Consider the following 17996-nt stretch of genomic DNA (forward strand, 5'->3'; position numbering starts at 1 on the left):
ATGGTGTCGAATGTGGGAGGGGGCTTGCTCCCGATAGGGCCCTCAGCCGGACCGAAAGAAATTACAGGCTCAACTGCCGATTCGACGCGCTGATGAACTCTTTCTTCAAATCTTCAAACGTATGCACCGCCGGGAATTGCGGGAATTCGCGGATCACATTTTCCGGCGCATGGAACAGAATCCCACGGTCAGCCTCGCCCAACATGGTGGTGTCGTTGTAGGAGTCGCCAGCGGCGATCACGCGGTAGTAGAGTGTCTTGAACGCCAATACCGACTGGCGCTTGGGGTCTTTCTGGCGCAGTTGGTAGCTGACCACGCGGTCGTTTTCGTCGGTGATGAGGCGGTGGCACAACAAGGTCGGGAAGCCCAACTGACGCATCAGCGGCTGGGAAAACTCGTAGAAGGTGTCGGACAGGATCACCACCTGAAAGCGCTCGCGCAGCCAGTTGACGAACTCGATGGCGCCGTCCAGCGGTTTGAGGGTGGCGATCACTTCCTGGATGTCGGCGAGCTTGAGCCCGTGTTCGTCGAGGATGCGCAGGCGCTGCTTCATCAGCACGTCGTAGTCGGGAATGTCCCGGGTGGTGGCCCGCAGGGATTCAATACCGGTTTTTTCGGCGAAGGCGATCCAGATTTCTGGCACCAGCACCCCTTCCAGGTCGAGACAGGCAATTTCCACAAGACACTCCCATTAGATGTTGTTAGTTGAGCGAGCAAAAGGACTGCCGAACTCTAGCGATTCAAGCCCGCCGCCGCAACGCAGGGCGGATTTTGATACCATCGCTCCCCTATAGAGCGCTCAGCGCCATTGACCTGTAGGAACCGTCCTGATGAACCAAGCCTTCGACGTCGTTGAACTCGCCACGACTTATGCCAACAAGTCTGCCCAGGACATTCTCAAGCTGGCGTTCAGCCAGTTCGGTGATGACCTGTGGATTTCCTTCAGCGGTGCCGAGGATGTGGTGCTGGTGGACATGGCCTGGAAGCTGAACAAGAACGTCAAGGTGTTCAGCCTCGACACCGGCCGCCTGCACCCGGAGACCTACCGGTTTATCGAGCAGGTGCGCGACTTCTACAAGATCGATATCGAACTGATCTCCCCGGACCAGAGCAAGCTGGAACCCTTCGTCAAGGAGAAAGGCCTGTTCAGCTTCTACAAGGACGGCCATGGCGAATGCTGCGGCGTGCGCAAGATCGAGCCGCTGCGCCGTAAGCTTTCCGGCGTCAGCGCCTGGGCCACCGGCCAACGCCGCGACCAGAGCCCCGGCACCCGCAGCCAGGTAGCGGCGCTGGAAATCGACACGGCCTTCTCCACCCCGGAACGCACCCTGTACAAGTTCAACCCGCTGGCGCAGATGACCAGCGAAGAGATCTGGGGTTACATCCGCATGCTGGAACTGCCGTACAACAGCCTGCATGAGCGCGGCTTTATCAGCATCGGGTGTGAACCGTGCACCCGTCCCGTGCTGCCGAACCAGCACGAGCGCGAAGGTCGTTGGTGGTGGGAGGAAGCCACGCAGAAGGAATGCGGGCTGCATGCCGGGAATATCATCAGCAAGGCTTGAAGTTGATGCTGTAAAAAAATGTGGGAGGGGGCTTGCCCCCGATAGCGGTGGGTCAGCCAGTTCAATGGTTGCTGACACACTGCAATCGGGGGCAAGCCCCCTCCCACATTTGTTTTGTGTTGAGTGTTGGAAATGTACACACAAATGTAACCATCGGTGCCATTTATGTGTGCAATTTTTATTCAGCCGCACCATAACGTAACACCTCTCCCCTCCCCTCGGTTGACCTGGCGAATCGCACGCTGACCACCCAAAAATAAATAGCTGTTCAATCGGTCAATTTATATTTCTTCAAATTCAGCCAGTTATTTAACCAACCTATAAAAACGAAATTACCCAGGACTTTCATAGATTCAAAACTGGCACGTATGTGGCTTAACGTGGAATGCGCTTTGTATACAATAAATACAAAACCTACATACACTTTGCCATCTGCGGCTTCTCGGCAGATGTGCTGGAGCCTGCCGGAATGCGTACAAGCCTCTCGAATAACATCGCACTGGATCTGCCCTCCTCCGCCCTGAACCCAGACGCCGCGGGCCCCGGCCCCTTGGTGCTCAGCCCACGCCTGCACAACAAGGACCTGGCGCCGACCAAGGTCGAAGGCCGACGCTGGGGGCGCTACAGCATCTTTGCGCTGTGGACCAATGACGTGCACAACATCGCCAACTATTCGTTCGCCATCGGCCTCTATGCGCTGGGCCTGGGCGGCTGGCAGATCCTGTTGTCCCTGGGCATCGGCGCGGCGCTGGTGTACTTCTTCATGAACTTGTCGGGGTATATGGGCCAGAAGACCGGCGTGCCGTTTCCGGTGATCAGCCGCATCAGTTTCGGCATTCACGGTGCGCAGATTCCGGCGTTGATCCGCGCGGTGATCGCGATTGCCTGGTTTGGTATCCAGACCTACCTGGCGTCGGTGGTTTTCCGTGTACTGCTGACGGCGATTCATCCAGGCTTTGCCGACTATGACCATAATTCGATCCTGGGGTTATCGACCCTGGGTTGGGCGTGTTTTGTAGTGATCTGGTTCGTGCAGTTGGTGATCCTGGCCTATGGCATGGAGATGGTGAGGCGCTATGAAGGCTTCGCCGGGCCGGTGATTTTGCTGACGGTGGCCGCCCTGGCCGGCTGGATGTACTTCCAGGCCGGGGGCAACATCGCCTGGTCGATCCGCGAGCCGCTCACCGGCGGCGAGATGTGGCGCAATATCTTTGCCGGGGGCGCGTTGTGGCTGGCGATCTACGGCACGCTGATCCTCAACTTCTGCGACTTCGCACGCTCTTCGCCGTGCCGCAAGACCATCCTGGTCGGCAATTTCTGGGGCCTGCCGGTGAATATCCTGGTGTTTGCCGCAATCACCGTGCTGCTCTGCGGCGGGCAGTTCCAGCTCAATGGCCGGGTGATCGAAAGCCCGACCGAAATCATCGCCGCCATCCCCAATACCTTCTTTCTCGTGCTCGGCTGCCTGGCATTCCTGATCGTCACCGTGGCGGTGAACATCATGGCCAACTTCGTCGCGCCGGCCTTTGTGCTGAGCAACCTGGCGCCCAAGTACCTGAACTTCCGTCGCGCCGGGTTGATCAGCGCCGCCGTGGCCGTGCTGATCCTGCCGTGGAACCTCTACAACAGCCCGTTGGTGATCGTGTATTTCCTCTCCGGCCTGGGCGCGCTGCTGGGGCCGTTGTACGGGGTGATCATGGTCGACTACTGGTTGATTCGTAAAAGCCAGGTGGACGTGCCACAGCTGTATAGCGAAGACCCGAATGGCGTTTATTACTACAGCCGAGGGGTGAATATGCGTGCAGTGGCGGCGTTTATTCCTGCCGCCGTGATCGCCATCCTGCTGGCGCTGTTGCCTGGATTTGCCAGCGTCTCGCCGTTTTCCTGGTTGTTTGGCGCCGGTATTGCAGGGTTGCTGTACCTGCTGATCGCCAAGCGCCAGCCGTTCTACGCCGATGTCAGCGGCGAAAGCATTGCCGTCGATAACGTCAGTCATTGAGTAAGGACCTTCCATGCGTATCCTCGTGGTCAACGTCAACACCACCGAATCCATCACTGAAACCATCGCCCAGCAAGCGCGGGCCGTGGCTTCGCCGGGCACTGAGATTGTCGGGCTTACCCCGTACTTCGGCGCGGAATCGGTGGAGGGCAATTTTGAAAGCTACCTGGCCGCCATCGCCGTGATGGACCGGGTGATGGCTTACGACCAACCGTTCGATGCGGTGATCCAGGCCGGCTACGGCGAACACGGCCGGGAAGGCTTGCAGGAATTATTGAATGTGCCGGTGGTGGACATCACCGAAGCAGCGGCCAGCACCGCGATGTTCCTGGGCCATGCCTATTCAGTGGTGACGACCCTGGACCGCACCGTGCCGCTGATCGAAGACCGCTTGAAACTCGCCGGCCTGTACCAGCGCTGCGCCTCGGTGCGCGCCAGCGGCATGGCGGTGCTGGAGTTGGAAGAAGACCCGCTGGCCGCCATGGAAGCCATCGTGCGCCAGGCGGAATTGGCTATTCGCGAAGACAAGGCCGAAGTGATCTGTCTGGGTTGCGGCGGCATGGCCGGGCTGGATGAGCAGATTCGCCAGCGCACCGGGGTGCCGGTGGTGGATGGCGTGACGGCGGCGGTGACCATCGCCGAATCCCTGGTGCGGCTGGGGTTGTCGACGTCGAAGATACGGACTTACGCGACGCCTCGGCCGAAGCAGGTGATTGGCTGGCCGACTCGGTTCGGCCGCTGAGCTGCACCTGGTTTTAGATTGCGCTGAATCTTTGCCCCAGTTTCTTTTCGGCAAACTGCTCAATGATGAAATCCACAAACGCCCGGGTCTTGCCGGGCAGCAGTTTGTGCTCGGCGTAGTAGACCGAAATATTGCCGTCGTCGACGTACCAGTCGGGCAACACCCTGACCACCTCGCCACTGTCGAGGAACGGCACGGCCATGGGCATGCTCACCAGCGCAATCCCCAGGCCTTGGGCACTGGCGCAGCAGGCGGCTTCGGAGTCGCTCATGGTCATGCCGGGCTTGAGCACCAGCGGGCGGTGTTCACGTTCGACACTGGTCAACTGCCAGGAACGGATACGCCCGGTTTGCGGTGAGCGGATCAGGATACCTTTGCACCGCGACAAGTCTTCGGGCTCGCGCACCGGTGGGCGTTGCGCCAGGTAACCCGGGGAGGCCACCAGCACCCGGTGCGCCGGCGCCAGCTTGCGCGCTACCACGCCTTGGGGCAGCTCAAAACCGCCGCCGATGGCGGCATCGAAGCCCTGGCCGATCAGGTCCACCTGGCGGTTATCGAAATGCCAGTCCGGGCTGATATCCGGAAAACGCTCCATGAATGCCCCCAGCAACGGCACCACATAGCGATTGCCAAACACCGTGCCCATGCTGACCTTGAGCGTGCCCACCGGCCGGCCTTCGGCGCTGGCCAGGTTGGCCACGGCATTCTGGATGGTGGTGAGGCTGCCGCTGACTTCGGCCAGGAACAGCTTGCCGGCTTCGGTCAGCGCCAGACGCCGGGTGCTGCGCTGGAACAGCCGCACGCCGAGGCGCACCTCCAGCTTGGCGACGCTTTTGCCGACCGCCGCCGGGGTCAGACTCAGGTGCCGCGCCGCCTCGGCAAAGCTGCCGCCTTCGGCGCTGCGCACAAAGCATTCGATACTGCCAAAGCTCTCCATCACGCCCCACTCTAAACTTTTGGTTTACACAGACTATAGCAATCACGGTCTACCGGCAGCGGCGAGCGAGGTCGATACTCGGCTCCAACAACAGGGCATTACGCCTTGAACGACTCGGAGATCGACATGACCACACACAACCTCAGCGGCAAAGTCGCCTTGATCCAAGGCGGTTCCCGCGGCATCGGTGCCGCCATCGTCAAGCGCCTGGCAGCACAGGGTGCAGCCGTTGCCTTTACCTACGTCAGCTCTGCCGCCAAGGCTGAAGCTCTGCAGAACAGCGTGATCAGCGAAGGCGGCAAAGCCTTGGCGATTCACGCCGACAGCGCCGATGCCACTGCGATCCGCAACGCGGTCAACGCCACCGTGGAAGCCTTTGGCCGCCTGGACATCCTGGTGAATAACGCCGGCGTGCTGGCCATCGCCCCCTTGGAAGACTTCAAGCTGGAAGACTTCGACCAGACTTTGGCGATCAACGTGCGCAGCGTGTTTATCGCCACCCAGGAAGCCGCCAAGCATATGGGTGAAGGTGGCCGGGTGATCAACATCGGCAGCACCAATGCCGAACGCATGCCCTTTGGCGGCGGTGGCCCGTATGCGATGAGCAAAGCGGCACTGGTCGGCTTGACCAAAGGTTTGGCGCGGGACTTGGGGCCACGGGGCATCACGATCAATAACGTGCAACCCGGGCCGGTGGACACCGATATGAACCCGGCAAACAGTGATTTTGCCGAGAGCCTGATCGGGTTGATGGCGGTGGGTCGTTACGGCCATGTGGAAGAGATTGCCAGTTTCGTGGCGTATCTGGCCGGGCCGGAAGCGGGGTATATCACCGGTGCCAGCCTGACTATCGATGGTGGGTTCAGCGCATAACCCCAGGTGGGAGGGGCTTGCCCCCTCCCACCTGTTGACCTTGTTGGTTCAGGAGATGGGGGGCAGGCCATAGGCCGCCAGGTCGAAGTCCGCAAGCTTGCGGATGATCTGGTCGGCATGCTGGTACTTGCTGTCGGCCATGGCTTCATCGGGCACGGCGATGGCGGTCATACGGGCGGCCTTCGCCGCCGTTACACCAAACGGCGAATCCTCGAACACCAGGCAATCCTCAGGGGCAACGCCCAGGCGGCGCGCAGCGGTGAGGAAGATGTCCGGCGCAGGCTTGGCGGCGCCGACTTCCGGGTCGTCAGCGGTGACGATGGTGTCGAACAAACCAAACCACTCGCGGTGCAAGGTGGTCTTGTGGCCAAACGAATTGCGCGACGAACTGGTGCCCACGGCAATCGGAATGTTGTGCGCCTTCAAGTGCCGCACCAGCGCCTCGGCACCAGGCATGCCCAAGGCCTTGGGAAAGCGCTCGCTCATCAGCGGTTCGCGAATTTCGAGGAATTCAGCCGGGGTAATCGGCAGGTCCAGCGCCTTGACCACATAGTCGGCCAAATCCTGGGCACCGCGCCCGATGATGTGCTGCTTGATGCCCCAATCGTAGGTTCGGCCGTAGCGTTCGGCGATGATCTGCGTGACTTCGGTGTAGATGCCTTCCGTATCCAGCAACAACCCGTCCATATCGAAAATCACGGCCTTGATCGGACCGACTGCGGTACGCGGTGCATTCATCACTACACAACCCTGGAGGAAGGACTAAAAGGATTCAGCACAATAACGGCCTGGGTTGCCTGCAAGCAACCTTCGCGGCCAGGTATTGAGTCGGCACAAGACTGCAGTCTGTGTGCGATAAGTGTTTCATACCGCGCAACAGTTTTACCCGCCCGCGTGCGATGCGGCCGTCTAGGGTTTGTGAGAACAGAGCGTCCGCTCGATGGCTCACCGCTGAAAAACACCCCTTGCAAACCTTATAAAAGACTTATTAACCTCTGATGAACTTAATCCACTGGACCCGAAAAGCCGTCAAGCAATTGCTTCGATTGCATTCGTATCATCAGCAACAAGTGCGCGATGCCGTCTTCGCACTTGAACGCATGCCCGACGCAGTCAACGTCAAGGCGTTGGTCAACCACCCCTGCAGTTACCGATTAAGGGTAAGGCGTTACCGAGTCCTTTTCGATTGGGACGGCGATATCCACGTGGTCAGCATTCAAGAGGTCAAGAAACGTGACGAGCGAACCTACTGCCATACAGATCATCCACAACACGGAGGGCAAGCCAGCTTTCGTGGTGATTCCTTATGAACACTATCTGGCCCAGCAGAACGATCCAAACCTCATCCCCCACGCGGTCGTCAGCCGCCTGGTCGATGGCGCAACTCCGATCCGAGCCTGGCGCGAACACCTGAACCTGACCCAGGAAGAAGTCGCCCAACGCCTGGGCATTTCCCAATCCGCATTTGCCCAGCAAGAGGCGGTGAACAAACCTCGCCGGACGACGCGGGAAAAGATTGCCAAGGCATTTGGCATCAACCCCGGTCAACTGGAGCTATAGCCTCAACGGGACAGTCCGCGCCTCCAGTCACCTGAAAGCGAAACCAAACATGCTCTATCGTCTAGCCGCAGACAGCCTCGTGCTGTTCCACCTGTGTTTCATCCTGTTCGTACTGTTTGGTGGGCTGCTGGCGCTGAAATGGCGCCCGATTATCTGGCTGCACCTGCCCGCCGCTGCGTGGGGTGTAGCGGTCGAAGTGTTCCACCTGCCCTGCCCGCTGACCCGCTGGGAAAACCTGTTTCGCCACCTCGCCGGGCAGGACGGTTATGGCGGAGGGTTTATCGAGCATTACATCCTCACGTTGATCTACCCGGCCGGGCTGACGCCACAGATCCAACTGGGCTTGGGCGGGTTGGTGCTGGCGATCAATATTGCGGTGTATGTGCGCTTGATCCGACGTTACGTACAGGCTTGAGACAGCTTCACTGGTGAAGAATCAGACTCCCTCAGTCCGTTTTCCTTGACCGGCGCGCCCCCCATGTCCGAAGCCTTCGAAGTCCCCAGCCCTCACGAAAAACACCTTGAACACACCACCGAACACGCCCACGGCCGTGGGGACAATTTCGCCAGTCGCATCGCCGTCATGACCGCGCTGATGGCCACCCTCGGCGCCATGCTCAGCTACCAGGCCGGCTCAACCGAGAGCGAGGCAGCGATGGACAAGAACAACGCGGCCATCATCAAGACCGAAGCCGCCAACCAATGGAACTACTACCAGGCCAAGTCCAGCCGGCAGAACCTGGCGGAACTCGCGACCCATATTCCCGGTGTGGATGCCGCGCATTACAAGGATGAGATCGAGCGCTACAAAAGCCAGAAGGAAGAGGTACGCAAGCAGGCGGAGAAACTGGAGGCGACCTCAAAGGAATGGGATGAAAAATCCGAGCAGGCCCTGCACCAGCACCATCGCTGGGCCCAGGCGATGACCGCGATTCAGATCGCGATTTCGCTGGCGGCGATTACGTTGTTGACGAGAAGGGAATGGTTGAAGCGCATGTCCTATGCGGCGGCGGGTGTGGCGGTGGTGTTAGGTAGCCTGGCGTGGTTGCATATCTGACGGGGGAAGATTGATTTCAATCCCTTGCCGGGGCGATTAAAGTACAGCCCCCGAGAATTGAATCTCGGGCTTTAGTCCATGGAGTTTCCCAGTGAAGTACATCAGTAAAGTGGTTGCAGCAGCAGTTCTCGGTTTCACGCTTGCAGGCTGCACCGGCACCGCCATCAAATCCCCGCAATACGACAGCAGCCAATACACCGTCCTGGGCCACAGTGAAGCCAGCGCCACCGGCATCATGTTGTTCGGCGTGATCCCGATCGGCCAGAACAGCCGTTTCGTGCGCGCCCAGAATGCCGCCATCAAAGCAAAAGGCGGCGATGCGCTGATCAACACCCAAGTGCAGGAAAACTGGTTCTGGGCCTGGGTGCTGAGCGGTTACACCACCAAGATTTCCGGTGATGTGATCAAGCTGAAAACCGCGCAGTAAAATCGCCCGGGCTTTCACCTGAGCCCGCGACGTATCATGGGCCGACCTTTCGAGGACGGCCCATGAACCTCAGTATCCTCTACGCACTCGCCGCCGCCGCGCTGTTCGGCGCCAGCACCCCACTCGCTAAAAACCTCGGCCTGGGCCTCTCGCCCGTGCTGCTCGCCGGCCTGCTCTACCTCGGCAGCGGCGTCGGCCTCGCCGGCGTGCGCCTGATTCGTGATCGTGGCTGGAAACCCAGCGGACTGACCCCATCGGAATGGCCCTGGCTGCTCGGCGCCATCGCATTCGGCGGCATCCTCGGGCCGGTCGCGTTGATGTTCGGCCTGACCCGCACCGCTGGCGCCACCGCCTCCCTGATGCTCAACCTGGAATCGGTGCTGACCGCCGTTATCGCCTGGGTCGTGTTCAGGGAAAACGCCGACCGTCGCATCGTCCTGGGGATGATCGCCATCGTGCTGGGCGGCGTGGTGTTGTCAGGGGCCGACGGCGGTGGCACGAGCCACGATTGGACGGGGCCGCTGGCGGTTGCCGTGGCGTGCCTGTGCTGGGGAATCGATAACAACCTGACACGCAAAGTGTCTGCGTCGGACGCGCTGTTTATCGCCGGGGCCAAGGGGTTGATTGCAGGGATGGTGAATGGCGGATTGGCGCTTTATCTCGGGGCGCAGATCCCGGGCATGGCGCAGCTGGCGCCTATCTTGCTGGTTGGTTTTCTGGGCTATGGCATCAGCCTGGTGATGTTCGTACTGGCGCTGCGCGGACTGGGCAGTGCACGCACGGGAGCCTATTTTTCCACCGCGCCGTTCCTGGGTGCCGCGATTGCGGTGCTGATGTTGGGTGAATCAGTGACACTGGCTTTCTGGATTGCATCGGCGTTGATGGCCGTGGGCGTTTGGCTGCACCTGACGGAACGGCATGCCCATGAACATCAGCATGACGCGACGGAACACGGGCATCGTCATATGCATGATGAACATCATCAGCATGAGCATGGGTTTGAGTGGGATCCGGCGGAACCCCATAGCCATGTGCATGTGCACAGTCCGCTGAGGCACAACCATGCGCACTTTCCGGATGTGCATCATCGGCATCGGCATTGAAGCCGGCGCGGTCGTTCTTATCACAGGTGACCGTCACGCCACATCAAAGCTGTTCCACCACCACACGATTACGTCCGCTCTGCTTAGCCTGGTACAACAACTGGTCGGCCCTCTCAAGCACCGCTGAAATCGAGTCGCCAGTGGGATGCCATAAGGCGACGCCAAGCGAGACAGTGATGTGCCCGACAGTCTCTATATCCGCAGCGGCGATCGACGCTCGCAGTCGCTCGGCGACGTCCGCCGCGATCTGAAGCGAACTGCCGGGCAATAACAACACGAACTCCTCGCCACCCACGCGACAGGGCAAGTCGTTGGTCCGTGAGTTCTGCTGCATGAGTTGCGCGATGGCCCTCAGCGTCTCATCACCTACGCCATGGCCAAACGTATCGTTGACGCGCTTGAAGTGATCGATGTCCATGGAGACGACGGCAAAGCCTTTTTCAGCCTCCAGCCAGCGCGACAGGACGTCCTGCATCGCGCGACGGTTGGCCAGCCCGGTCAGTGCATCGGTCTGTGCCTGCTGGTTCAACTTGCCGATCTTTTCCTGCAGCAAGGTGGCGCCCAGCAACAGCGCTCTGCGAATCTGCCAGCTTTCGAAATAGCGCGTGGGGACTGCGCTGATGCGTTCGTAGCTGTCAGGTGTATCCAGGCGCTTGGCACAATCGGCGAGCCTGGACAGTGGCGCCGAAATCCTCGCACCCAGCCACCAGATCAATACGATGCCGAACAGAGCGAGTGGCGCTTTCCCCTGCGCAACCTTGGCCATGGTCTGTTGCAGGACGGCCTCTATATTGGCGAGTGGCTGCTGCGAGATCACGCCCCAGCCGCTGCTGGGCACCTTGGCGAAACCCGCGAGCATTTCCACGCCACTTTCATCCGGCGCTTCCAAAGTACCCACGTCTTGGCTGATCGCCGCTTCAGCGATCAAACCCTTGTCCATGATGCTGCCTATCTGCGTCGGATAAGTGTGATAGAGCACCCGCCGGGAGCTGTCGATCAGATAAACATGCGCCCCATCCTTACGGACATTGGTGTCCATCAGGGCCTGAAGGGTATTTTTCTGTTCAAGTTGAATACTCCCGCCTATAAGGCCCAGGTACTCGCCTTTTACGTCAAATATGGGGTGGGAGATGAAGACCACCAGGTTGCCTGCGATGGACTTGAAGGCGTGGCTGATTTTCGCCGTGCGCAGGCTGAGGGGCTCTTTGTGCTGCAGCGTACGACCATTGAGATTCAGACTCTCGGGGGCTGACGCGATGATTGTTCCGGCCGCATCGGCGATAAGTACCGAGTTGAAACTGGCATCCTGCCCAAACAGGCGTTGAACTTCGTCTGCCAAATATGACGTGTCGCCAAAAGCCCTGCCGATGCCAACTGAACCGTACTTCAACTTATCGAGGTCGCTGTTCAGCACCTGCTCGACACTCGCTGCAATGCGAGAGGCGTAGGCTTTGTTGACGTCCAGCGCATTCTCAATCAGCTCCTGCTTCTGAATCTTGAAGGTCACCCAAAAACTGTTGACCAGGGTGGCGACGGCAGAAAGCAGTACAAAAATAAGAATCAGAAAGCGGAGGTTGAGCTTGGGCTTCGGTCGTGTGGTCATTAACGCAATCCGGTTGGAGCGAGGAACTACAAACCATTCGATGAAGCATCGTTCGCCTGGGTTTACCAGACACTTGACCATTCACCCTGGCCGAAAGCAACTATACGATAGACGCAGAACACTGCCCTGCACCTGCCGGGCACAGCACGCAGGAAACACCGCCAGCCTCGTATCGGCCCTACACAGTCTTTTCAAACGCCCAAAACCACAAACCCCCAGCCTTCTCTAGGAAAACCGGGGGTTTGTGTTTACATAATGTGGCGGTGAAGGAGAGATTCGAAACTACCCGTTTGCAGTTTTCGAAACCAAGGCCCCCGGTTTACAAGGGCTGCAGCCCGGTGGTGCGCGCAGGATCTGTCCCATGGCAGTCCCATGGCTTAAATGCACCAGGTTGCAGAAAACGGTCACGACAGGCGTTTTGAACGATTTATGTTGAGGCATGGGAAAAAGGTAATTTTGGTAATGAGCAGTGAAAAACCGGATAAACCCTAATAAAATCAGTTAGTTGATATGGTTTTATAGAGGTAATAATAGGGTAAGTAATAGGTTAGAAAATTACTTTCAGTGCTAGTAATGCCAGCGAGCCGCCAAACCCAGTAAAATGGGGACTTGAACAAAATATTACCTCTCTCGTTACCTAATATTACCCTCCAAGGTAATGACTGAAAGCCACGCTCTACAAGGGCTACAGCCCGTTCTGACCTGTCAATTACTAAAATTACCCTTTTCCCACCCCTTGCCTGAAAAAAAGCCATCCGCCCACCGTTTCGGCGTTTTTTCCATACGCTATTGATTGGGACTGACAGTCCTAAAATTGATGGTGATGCTGTGCAATGCCTCAGAGTGCTGGAAACCCCGATAGTCTGGGCCTCACAGGCGGTTTTGCGTAGGGTTCGACAGCAGCTGGTTGACCTCGGATATGAACGGTGCCGAAAACGAAAACACCACCTCCAGCCAGTTTTAACAACCGTAGTCCCCGTAAACTGGACACCTCGCCTGGGTGACCAGTCCCCTGCCGCCCCGTGACACATGTGCAAGGTCACTGCACTTTTTTGCAAAGCCTTGCACTCTGTGCAATTGCGAAACATCCCCCAGACCCCGCAGCGGGCTTGGGCGGGAGCCGCGTTTGCAACCCACTCCCCTTTTGCACAAAAAAGGGACACAAAGCCCGTCGGCGGGAGGGGGATAAGTGTTTTCCCAGTCCACATTTTCTTGCAAGCATTAGATTTATCAATCAGGCTCAAAAACCTAATGACAACCCGAGATATTCCATGCGCGACCTAGGACAATTGGGGCAAGGTCAGTTTTTCAGCCTATGCGTTTCCAAGGGCATCATTGCGAACCCTGCCACACTGGATAAACGAGGGTGGGATTATCACTTGGAAATCCCAATAAATAGGACCGCCGGCGATGCTAGCAGCATGCATAGAAGCGCAATAGAATGCCGGGTCCAAGTCAAATCCACGGAAAAAAACAGATTACGATGGGATGTCGAATACTCAAATCTCCATAGTCTCGCAACATGCGCAATCCCAGCTTTTTACGTCCTGCTAGAATTTGAGGAAAACGCAGACACCCCTGAAAATATTTACATTAAATACGTAGATCATGACTTCATTAGAAAGATCATGAGCAAATTGAGAACAAGGGAATTAGAGGACAAAAGCTTCAAACTTAACTCACATACCATGTCCGTCAGCTTCGACAATAACGACATGCTGAAAGAACCAAACTCCTCATATCTAAAAGAAAAATTTTTAACCGCAATAGGCCCAAACTACGACGCATGCGTTGTTGAAAAGAGGGCATTTTTAGAGAGGGTTGGATATGAGGAAAGCGCAGCAACAGTCGAGTTCACTGTAGAAGGCGAAGAAAATATCCAAGCGATTGAGGACATGTTGTTAGGTAAGACTGGCACAGCATCACTGACAAATTTCAATATTTGGGAATCAAGATTTGGCTTAAAATCGCTCGCTAAAATGATCTCAGCAGAGGGAGGAACAATCGAAATTTTTAGAGAAAATCCAGATTGGGTAGGCCATCTTATCGTAAGCCCTCAAAGGCAAGCACCAAACTTAAAATTCCCATGCTCCGTATACATAAACAAGGATTCATCATCATTAAAAATGCATGTAAGAACAGATCACTTTAGCTTACATTTGCACGAAAACGGGATGAATACAGAAATCTTCTTCACGGAGAACACAGAATTACCACTACGCACACTATTAAAAAACCTTAAGGCTCTTTCATTAATTCGAGAAGAAGGATGCGTGATAGACCTAACCGGAGAAAACTCAACAAAACTATATTCCGTTAAAACAAGACCAAACTTGAATACCGAAGGCAGCCGCATAAAGCTTTTGCAATACACGCAATACATACTAGACAAGTTTGACTTTACAGATGATGTTAACGTGACGTACTCCGAGATTTATGACAATCGCGAGCGCATAATAAATTTATATACACTGTTTGACGGACGTTTTCATCCGGCAACTTTAAAACTTGGAACATCAGACTACACAATAGACGAAAAAGGGGTTTGCGTATTTCTCCACGACGTTTCTATTGGAGAGTATCGCCTACTTGGTTATTTTTCGATCGAAGGCACGATCCTTGAAGGTGGATTAATAAAAGGACGCCCCACTCTCTTGGAGAGCCGAGTAGTGCCACGGGAGCAAAAATGCGGACTTGAGGCGAGTGAAACGATAGAGCGGCTTCTGCAAAGTTACCCAGACGACGTACATACTTTTAGTTTCGGGGTAAACAATTCAAACTAGGCATCTAGAAGATGCCCCAGTCTAGCCAACAAGCGAAACCTAAAGCAATGTATCCATATTTTTGAGATTCATCTGGTCCCAAAAGGCACTATTTCCAGAAAACGAACGAAACTCGTACTGAAGGTTTTTGCTGCGTTCTGTGACAGCTTGCTTAAGCTCTTCAACGCTTTTACCTCCAGTTATCGCCTGGAGTTTAACAAAGTTTTTGCGCTGAGTTGTTCGTAGAAAAAATTTATGCTCTTCATGAAAGCTTGAGTAATACAGGGTCTGAGGAAACCATTGCTTATATGGTGGGAGATATGACATTAACAATATAAGCAATTCAGCCTCTCTCAATGCAGCAAACGTTATATCATGGCGATCAGCATGCAACCTAATTAGCTCAGCGGCCGTACTTTTAAAGTTACCTCCATCAGCAGGCTTCAGCACAAGACTCAAAACACGAGAACACGCCCAAAACCCATCAAACTGAACAAACTTCCGATCATTATAACGAGCAGTAGAACCAAGCAAGTAGTGAGATTCAAACAATGCCTTTAAAACCGAATACCGCTCAAGCTTTAAAAGGGCGGCAACTATATATATAAAAGTCTCATAAACAAAAAGCTCATGCCCTTCAAACCAGCTATCACTGTAGGAACTAAGTCCTTCAGGCCTAGATTTCAACTCTAAAAGTCGCTCTAGCAAGTCAGAGATAATACCATTCAAAGCATAGTCCTCCGCGCTTGCCCCCTCCAACAAAACCCAATCAACCAATTGGTCTCGTACGCCCTTTAACTTAGTAGCATCAGTGAGAATTTTTTCAGCGAACTCAATATCCGTACTTGCTGGAGTCTCCCGAACCCTTAAGTCGTCAGCGAATGCTATACATGACTCAAGAAATTCAGCCCTATAACCTGCCACACCGGGCTTTCCAAGCAATACCGCCTGTTTTAAAGACGCAAGTTTATTTACGCTAGGCATCTGAGGCTCAGAGTCATCAGACGTAATATATGAAGGAGGCTTACCCAGCTTTGGCTTTTGAAAAAGAGGTTTATTATTAAGCAGCCTTATTAGCCTCTCCCAATTTTCGTTAACATGTTCCAATGAAGAAAAATTAAGATAAATTCGAGAACTCATAAACAAAGGTGTACAAGCTTCACCTTGATCATCATACTCACAAACAATAGGTATAAATTTCGTCTGCTTTACTTTGTCATACACTTCTTTTGAAATAATCTGCGATTCCACACCGACCCCGGCAACCCGACCGTCAGCTTTATCGGAATAACCTTTATCACAGATCACTAGAACATGAGATACCGTTTTATCGATAACCATGCTCTCCATGAATTCGTACTTATCTTGACCTTCCTTCAGGTCATAAATATCGAGAACAACATCTACCCCGTCCTCAATCAGTCTATCCGCCCAGGACTTAACCGTTTCCTGATGAACCGGCGAAGACCAACTATATGAAATAAATACCTTAGGCTGCATAACTCCCCCATCCTTAGAAAACTCATCCGCCACACATTGACGTTTGCAGATTGTATCGGTTTTTCTATTGCGTGATAGCCTTCAACAGACCAAACATTTTTTTTACCCTCTCGGACTTTTCGAAAAACGAAGGCGCATTATTTGGAGTAGGGCTCTGTCCGTGCACATGCCCAGCGAGTTGAACATTCATTTCTTGCAGCATATCGAGTAAGTCGCAGAGGATCTTTAGTACGTTAACCCCCTCTGAACCCAACCAGGTCTTAGGGGCAACGAACCGCTGACTGACCTCCGACACGCTCTCGCGCATCCCCTGAATCCTTTCCTCCATATCCCCACCTACCGTGGCGTTGTGCTTCTGTCCCACCACCAGGTTCAAATCCCGCCCGGTCGCCTGGTGCAAATCATCCACCGCCGCCAGGCTCGCGGATCCGCCCGACAGAAGCTTCAACGCGCCCAACGCCTCGATCTTCTTGATCCCACCTACCGACTCGGTCGAATGGTCATCCACCGTCCTGGTGTGACTCTGGAAGCTCTCCGTGTTCTGCATCGCCTCCACTTCCCGTTCGATCGCCTTGTCCATGATCTTGCCGTCCGTTTGCCGCAGCCAGTTGCCATCGGCGTCAAAACCTTCGAATGGGACGAGCTGAAAGACTTCTACGGCGGCGGCACATTGGCCACCAAAGGCGTCAAGACGGCCGGCAACGAAACGTATGAGCCTCCATTCAGGGGAACGATCGCGATCAGCCAGAACGCGGCCGTGGTCGCCCACGAAGCGATCATGACGCGGATTGTGAAGTTGCACTTTGTACGCCCGACCGTCACGCCGGAAAGCCGTGCTGCTGCTGATCAACTCAACGCCCTGGACGGCGGCCCCCTCAGCCACTTCCTGTTGCGGGCCGTGGGCAAGGAATCCGCGGTGCTTGAGCTGTTCGCCCAACGTATGCCCGAACACGAATCGAAGCTGCGCCGTTTGCACACCCATTGCTTCGCCTGCAGCACGGCCTATGCCAGTGACCAGGGCAATTGCACCAGTTGCGGCTATGACCTGCGCGGCTACATCCGCGTGGAGCGCATCAGCAAAGACCACGCGCAAATGCTCTCTCTTCTGGACGGCATTCGCCTGGTACTGAAATTGAGTGACCCACAGGTCGCCGCCACACAGCGCCAGATCGTGCGTATGGCCATCGAGCGCCAGGCGTCGATCAGCTCCGACCATGCAGCCGTGGCCGAGTTTTGGGAGGTTTACGACTACCTCGAATCCTTGAGCGAAGACCCTGTGGTCGACCACAGCAGCGACCCCACCGTGATCGCTATCAACCTCAACGAATTCTGCGAGCGCGCCGCCGAACACAAACAGAAGCTGGCCGACGTAGCCACGTTGCGCGACCTGCTCAAAGAGTCCCGCTCCCGCAAGTTCCTAGACAGCAACAAGGCCGTACACAGCGCTGTACGTGCTGCGTTCAACGGCCGTAACCCGTGCTCACAACCCCGGCCGACCACAGTGAAGTGCTGGACATTCAAGGCGTAAAGGAGAGCAAGACCGATGCAGATCCAAGTGTTTATGGGCAATGCCGGCGACGGCAAAACTAGCAAGCTGCAGGGAGTGCAGGACCGCCTGGACTTCACCGGTGAGAGCGCGCCGATCATCCAGGCCGGTGCTTATGGGGAAGATGGTTTGTTGGAGATCCTGGAAGTTCGGGCAGCCGGTGGCCAGCGCGAAATCCTGGTGGACGACTGCAGCAGGCAACAGATTTTGAGGGTGTTGGAGTGGCAGTCATTCGTTGAGCATGAGCCGGATTTTGACGGACTGGTGATCCACTTGGCCCGTAAGGACTGACCTTAAAAGAAGCAGTGTCGAGGAGTTGCAG

General features: G+C 55.8%; 16 protein-coding genes and 3 pseudogenes. 13 read left to right on the forward strand and 6 right to left on the reverse strand.

Annotated elements, in window-relative coordinates; translation table 11 throughout:
* Positions 1 to 61: 61 nt before the first annotated feature.
* Positions 62 to 679: a bifunctional phosphoserine phosphatase/homoserine phosphotransferase ThrH gene (gene thrH, locus ACHPFG_RS24005; protein ID WP_141607070.1), complete on the reverse strand. Its 618-nt coding sequence runs from the start codon at positions 677 to 679 to the stop codon at positions 62 to 64.
* Between the two features lie 151 nt (positions 680 to 830).
* On the opposite strand from thrH, the gene ACHPFG_RS24010 reads away from it, so the two are divergent.
* The 3 genes from ACHPFG_RS24010 to ACHPFG_RS24020 all read left to right on the forward strand — a co-directional run bounded on the left by ACHPFG_RS24010 (position 831) and on the right by ACHPFG_RS24020 (position 4306).
* On the forward strand, positions 831 to 1565 hold the full coding sequence (locus ACHPFG_RS24010) for a phosphoadenylyl-sulfate reductase (RefSeq protein WP_027603661.1): 735 nt from the start codon (positions 831 to 833) through the stop codon (positions 1563 to 1565).
* Between the two features lie 469 nt (positions 1566 to 2034).
* Positions 2035 to 3564 (forward strand): NCS1 family nucleobase:cation symporter-1, encoded by a 1530-nt coding sequence (locus tag ACHPFG_RS24015; protein WP_431700609.1) that lies wholly within the window; start codon positions 2035 to 2037, stop codon positions 3562 to 3564.
* Between the two features lie 13 nt (positions 3565 to 3577).
* Positions 3578 to 4306, forward strand: coding sequence for an aspartate/glutamate racemase family protein (locus tag ACHPFG_RS24020; RefSeq protein WP_053132703.1), 729 nt, complete (start codon positions 3578 to 3580; stop codon positions 4304 to 4306).
* Positions 4307 to 4319: 13 nt separating this feature from the next.
* Here the strand turns inward: ACHPFG_RS24020 and ACHPFG_RS24025 are convergent, their stop codons facing one another.
* On the reverse strand, positions 4320 to 5243 hold the full coding sequence (locus tag ACHPFG_RS24025; protein WP_431703516.1) for a LysR substrate-binding domain-containing protein: 924 nt from the start codon (positions 5241 to 5243) through the stop codon (positions 4320 to 4322).
* Between the two features lie 126 nt (positions 5244 to 5369).
* Here ACHPFG_RS24025 and ACHPFG_RS24030 point away from each other — a divergent pair, with 126 nt between their 5' ends.
* Positions 5370 to 6116 (forward strand): 3-oxoacyl-ACP reductase family protein, encoded by a 747-nt coding sequence (locus ACHPFG_RS24030; RefSeq protein ID WP_145337034.1) that lies wholly within the window; start codon positions 5370 to 5372, stop codon positions 6114 to 6116.
* Between the two features lie 48 nt (positions 6117 to 6164).
* On the opposite strand, the gene ACHPFG_RS24035 is transcribed toward ACHPFG_RS24030, so the two are convergent.
* Positions 6165 to 6854, reverse strand: a complete 690-nt coding sequence (locus ACHPFG_RS24035; RefSeq protein WP_092486836.1) for an HAD-IA family hydrolase — start codon at positions 6852 to 6854, stop codon at positions 6165 to 6167.
* Positions 6855 to 7114: 260 nt separating this feature from the next.
* Between ACHPFG_RS24035 and ACHPFG_RS24040 the strand changes: the two are divergent.
* The 6 genes and pseudogenes from ACHPFG_RS24040 to ACHPFG_RS24065 form a co-directional block, all read left to right on the forward strand.
* Positions 7115 to 7366 (forward strand): annotated as a pseudogene (locus tag ACHPFG_RS24040) (type II toxin-antitoxin system RelE/ParE family toxin); the annotation flags it as partial.
* Positions 7350 to 7676: a helix-turn-helix domain-containing protein gene (locus tag ACHPFG_RS24045; RefSeq protein WP_131699708.1), complete on the forward strand. Its 327-nt coding sequence runs from the start codon at positions 7350 to 7352 to the stop codon at positions 7674 to 7676. The pseudogene ACHPFG_RS24040 and the gene ACHPFG_RS24045, both read left to right, overlap by 17 nt.
* Positions 7677 to 7725: 49 nt before the next feature.
* Entirely contained in the window at positions 7726 to 8091 is a 366-nt protein-coding gene (locus tag ACHPFG_RS24050) for a DUF2784 domain-containing protein (protein ID WP_431700610.1), read from the forward strand.
* Between the two features lie 63 nt (positions 8092 to 8154).
* The gene (locus tag ACHPFG_RS24055) at positions 8155 to 8733 is read left to right on the forward strand and encodes a DUF4337 domain-containing protein (RefSeq protein ID WP_259243267.1); all 579 of its coding nucleotides are present in this window, start codon (positions 8155 to 8157) and stop codon (positions 8731 to 8733) included.
* Between the two features lie 91 nt (positions 8734 to 8824).
* On the forward strand, positions 8825 to 9160 hold the full coding sequence (locus ACHPFG_RS24060) for a hypothetical protein (RefSeq protein WP_131699711.1): 336 nt from the start codon (positions 8825 to 8827) through the stop codon (positions 9158 to 9160).
* 62 nt (positions 9161 to 9222) lie between these two features.
* A complete protein-coding gene (locus ACHPFG_RS24065; protein WP_431700611.1) occupies positions 9223 to 10263 on the forward strand; it encodes an EamA family transporter in 1041 nt (346 codons plus the stop codon).
* A 43-nt stretch (positions 10264 to 10306) separates the two neighbouring features.
* Here ACHPFG_RS24065 and ACHPFG_RS24070 read toward each other — a convergent pair whose 3' ends face one another.
* On the reverse strand, positions 10307 to 11866 hold the full coding sequence (locus tag ACHPFG_RS24070; protein ID WP_431700612.1) for a sensor domain-containing diguanylate cyclase: 1560 nt from the start codon (positions 11864 to 11866) through the stop codon (positions 10307 to 10309).
* A 1271-nt stretch (positions 11867 to 13137) separates the two neighbouring features.
* Here ACHPFG_RS24070 and ACHPFG_RS24075 point away from each other — a divergent pair.
* A complete protein-coding gene (locus ACHPFG_RS24075) occupies positions 13138 to 14649 on the forward strand; it encodes a hypothetical protein (protein ID WP_431700613.1) in 1512 nt (503 codons plus the stop codon).
* Between the two features lie 39 nt (positions 14650 to 14688).
* On the opposite strand, the gene ACHPFG_RS24080 is transcribed toward ACHPFG_RS24075, so the two are convergent.
* Both ACHPFG_RS24080 and ACHPFG_RS24085 read right to left on the reverse strand, forming a co-directional pair.
* The gene (locus tag ACHPFG_RS24080; protein ID WP_431700614.1) at positions 14689 to 16128 is read right to left on the reverse strand and encodes an SEFIR domain-containing protein; all 1440 of its coding nucleotides are present in this window, start codon (positions 16126 to 16128) and stop codon (positions 14689 to 14691) included.
* 64 nt (positions 16129 to 16192) lie between these two features.
* Positions 16193 to 16750: pseudogene (locus ACHPFG_RS24085) on the reverse strand (hypothetical protein); the annotation flags it as partial.
* Here ACHPFG_RS24085 and ACHPFG_RS24090 point away from each other — a divergent pair.
* Positions 16751 to 17656: pseudogene (locus ACHPFG_RS24090) on the forward strand (bifunctional DNA primase/helicase); the annotation flags it as partial.
* 15 nt (positions 17657 to 17671) lie between these two features.
* Positions 17672 to 17965, forward strand: a complete 294-nt coding sequence (locus ACHPFG_RS24095) for a hypothetical protein (protein WP_431700615.1) — start codon at positions 17672 to 17674, stop codon at positions 17963 to 17965.
* Positions 17966 to 17996: the final 31 nt, after the last annotated feature.

This window comes from Pseudomonas sp. BR20, from assembly GCF_050780135.1.
Lineage (GTDB): Bacteria > Pseudomonadota > Gammaproteobacteria > Pseudomonadales > Pseudomonadaceae > Aquipseudomonas.

Coding starts and splice junctions, on each gene's coding strand:
- ACHPFG_RS24050 (WP_431700610.1), top strand. CDS start 7,726: ATGCTCTATCGTCTAGCCGCAGACAGCCTCGTGCTGTTCCACCTGTGT.
- ACHPFG_RS24020 (WP_053132703.1), top strand. CDS start 3,578: ATGCGTATCCTCGTGGTCAACGTCAACACCACCGAATCCATCACTGAA.
- ACHPFG_RS24065 (WP_431700611.1), top strand. CDS start 9,223: ATGAACCTCAGTATCCTCTACGCACTCGCCGCCGCCGCGCTGTTCGGC.
- ACHPFG_RS24025 (WP_431703516.1), bottom strand. CDS start 5,243: ATGGAGAGCTTTGGCAGTATCGAATGCTTTGTGCGCAGCGCCGAAGGC.
- ACHPFG_RS24010 (WP_027603661.1), top strand. CDS start 831: ATGAACCAAGCCTTCGACGTCGTTGAACTCGCCACGACTTATGCCAAC.
- ACHPFG_RS24055 (WP_259243267.1), top strand. CDS start 8,155: ATGTCCGAAGCCTTCGAAGTCCCCAGCCCTCACGAAAAACACCTTGAA.
- ACHPFG_RS24095 (WP_431700615.1), top strand. CDS start 17,672: ATGCAGATCCAAGTGTTTATGGGCAATGCCGGCGACGGCAAAACTAGC.
- ACHPFG_RS24080 (WP_431700614.1), bottom strand. CDS start 16,128: ATGCAGCCTAAGGTATTTATTTCATATAGTTGGTCTTCGCCGGTTCAT.
- ACHPFG_RS24030 (WP_145337034.1), top strand. CDS start 5,370: ATGACCACACACAACCTCAGCGGCAAAGTCGCCTTGATCCAAGGCGGT.
- ACHPFG_RS24075 (WP_431700613.1), top strand. CDS start 13,138: ATGCGCGACCTAGGACAATTGGGGCAAGGTCAGTTTTTCAGCCTATGC.
- ACHPFG_RS24015 (WP_431700609.1), top strand. CDS start 2,035: ATGCGTACAAGCCTCTCGAATAACATCGCACTGGATCTGCCCTCCTCC.
- ACHPFG_RS24070 (WP_431700612.1), bottom strand. CDS start 11,866: ATGACCACACGACCGAAGCCCAAGCTCAACCTCCGCTTTCTGATTCTT.
- ACHPFG_RS24035 (WP_092486836.1), bottom strand. CDS start 6,854: ATGAATGCACCGCGTACCGCAGTCGGTCCGATCAAGGCCGTGATTTTC.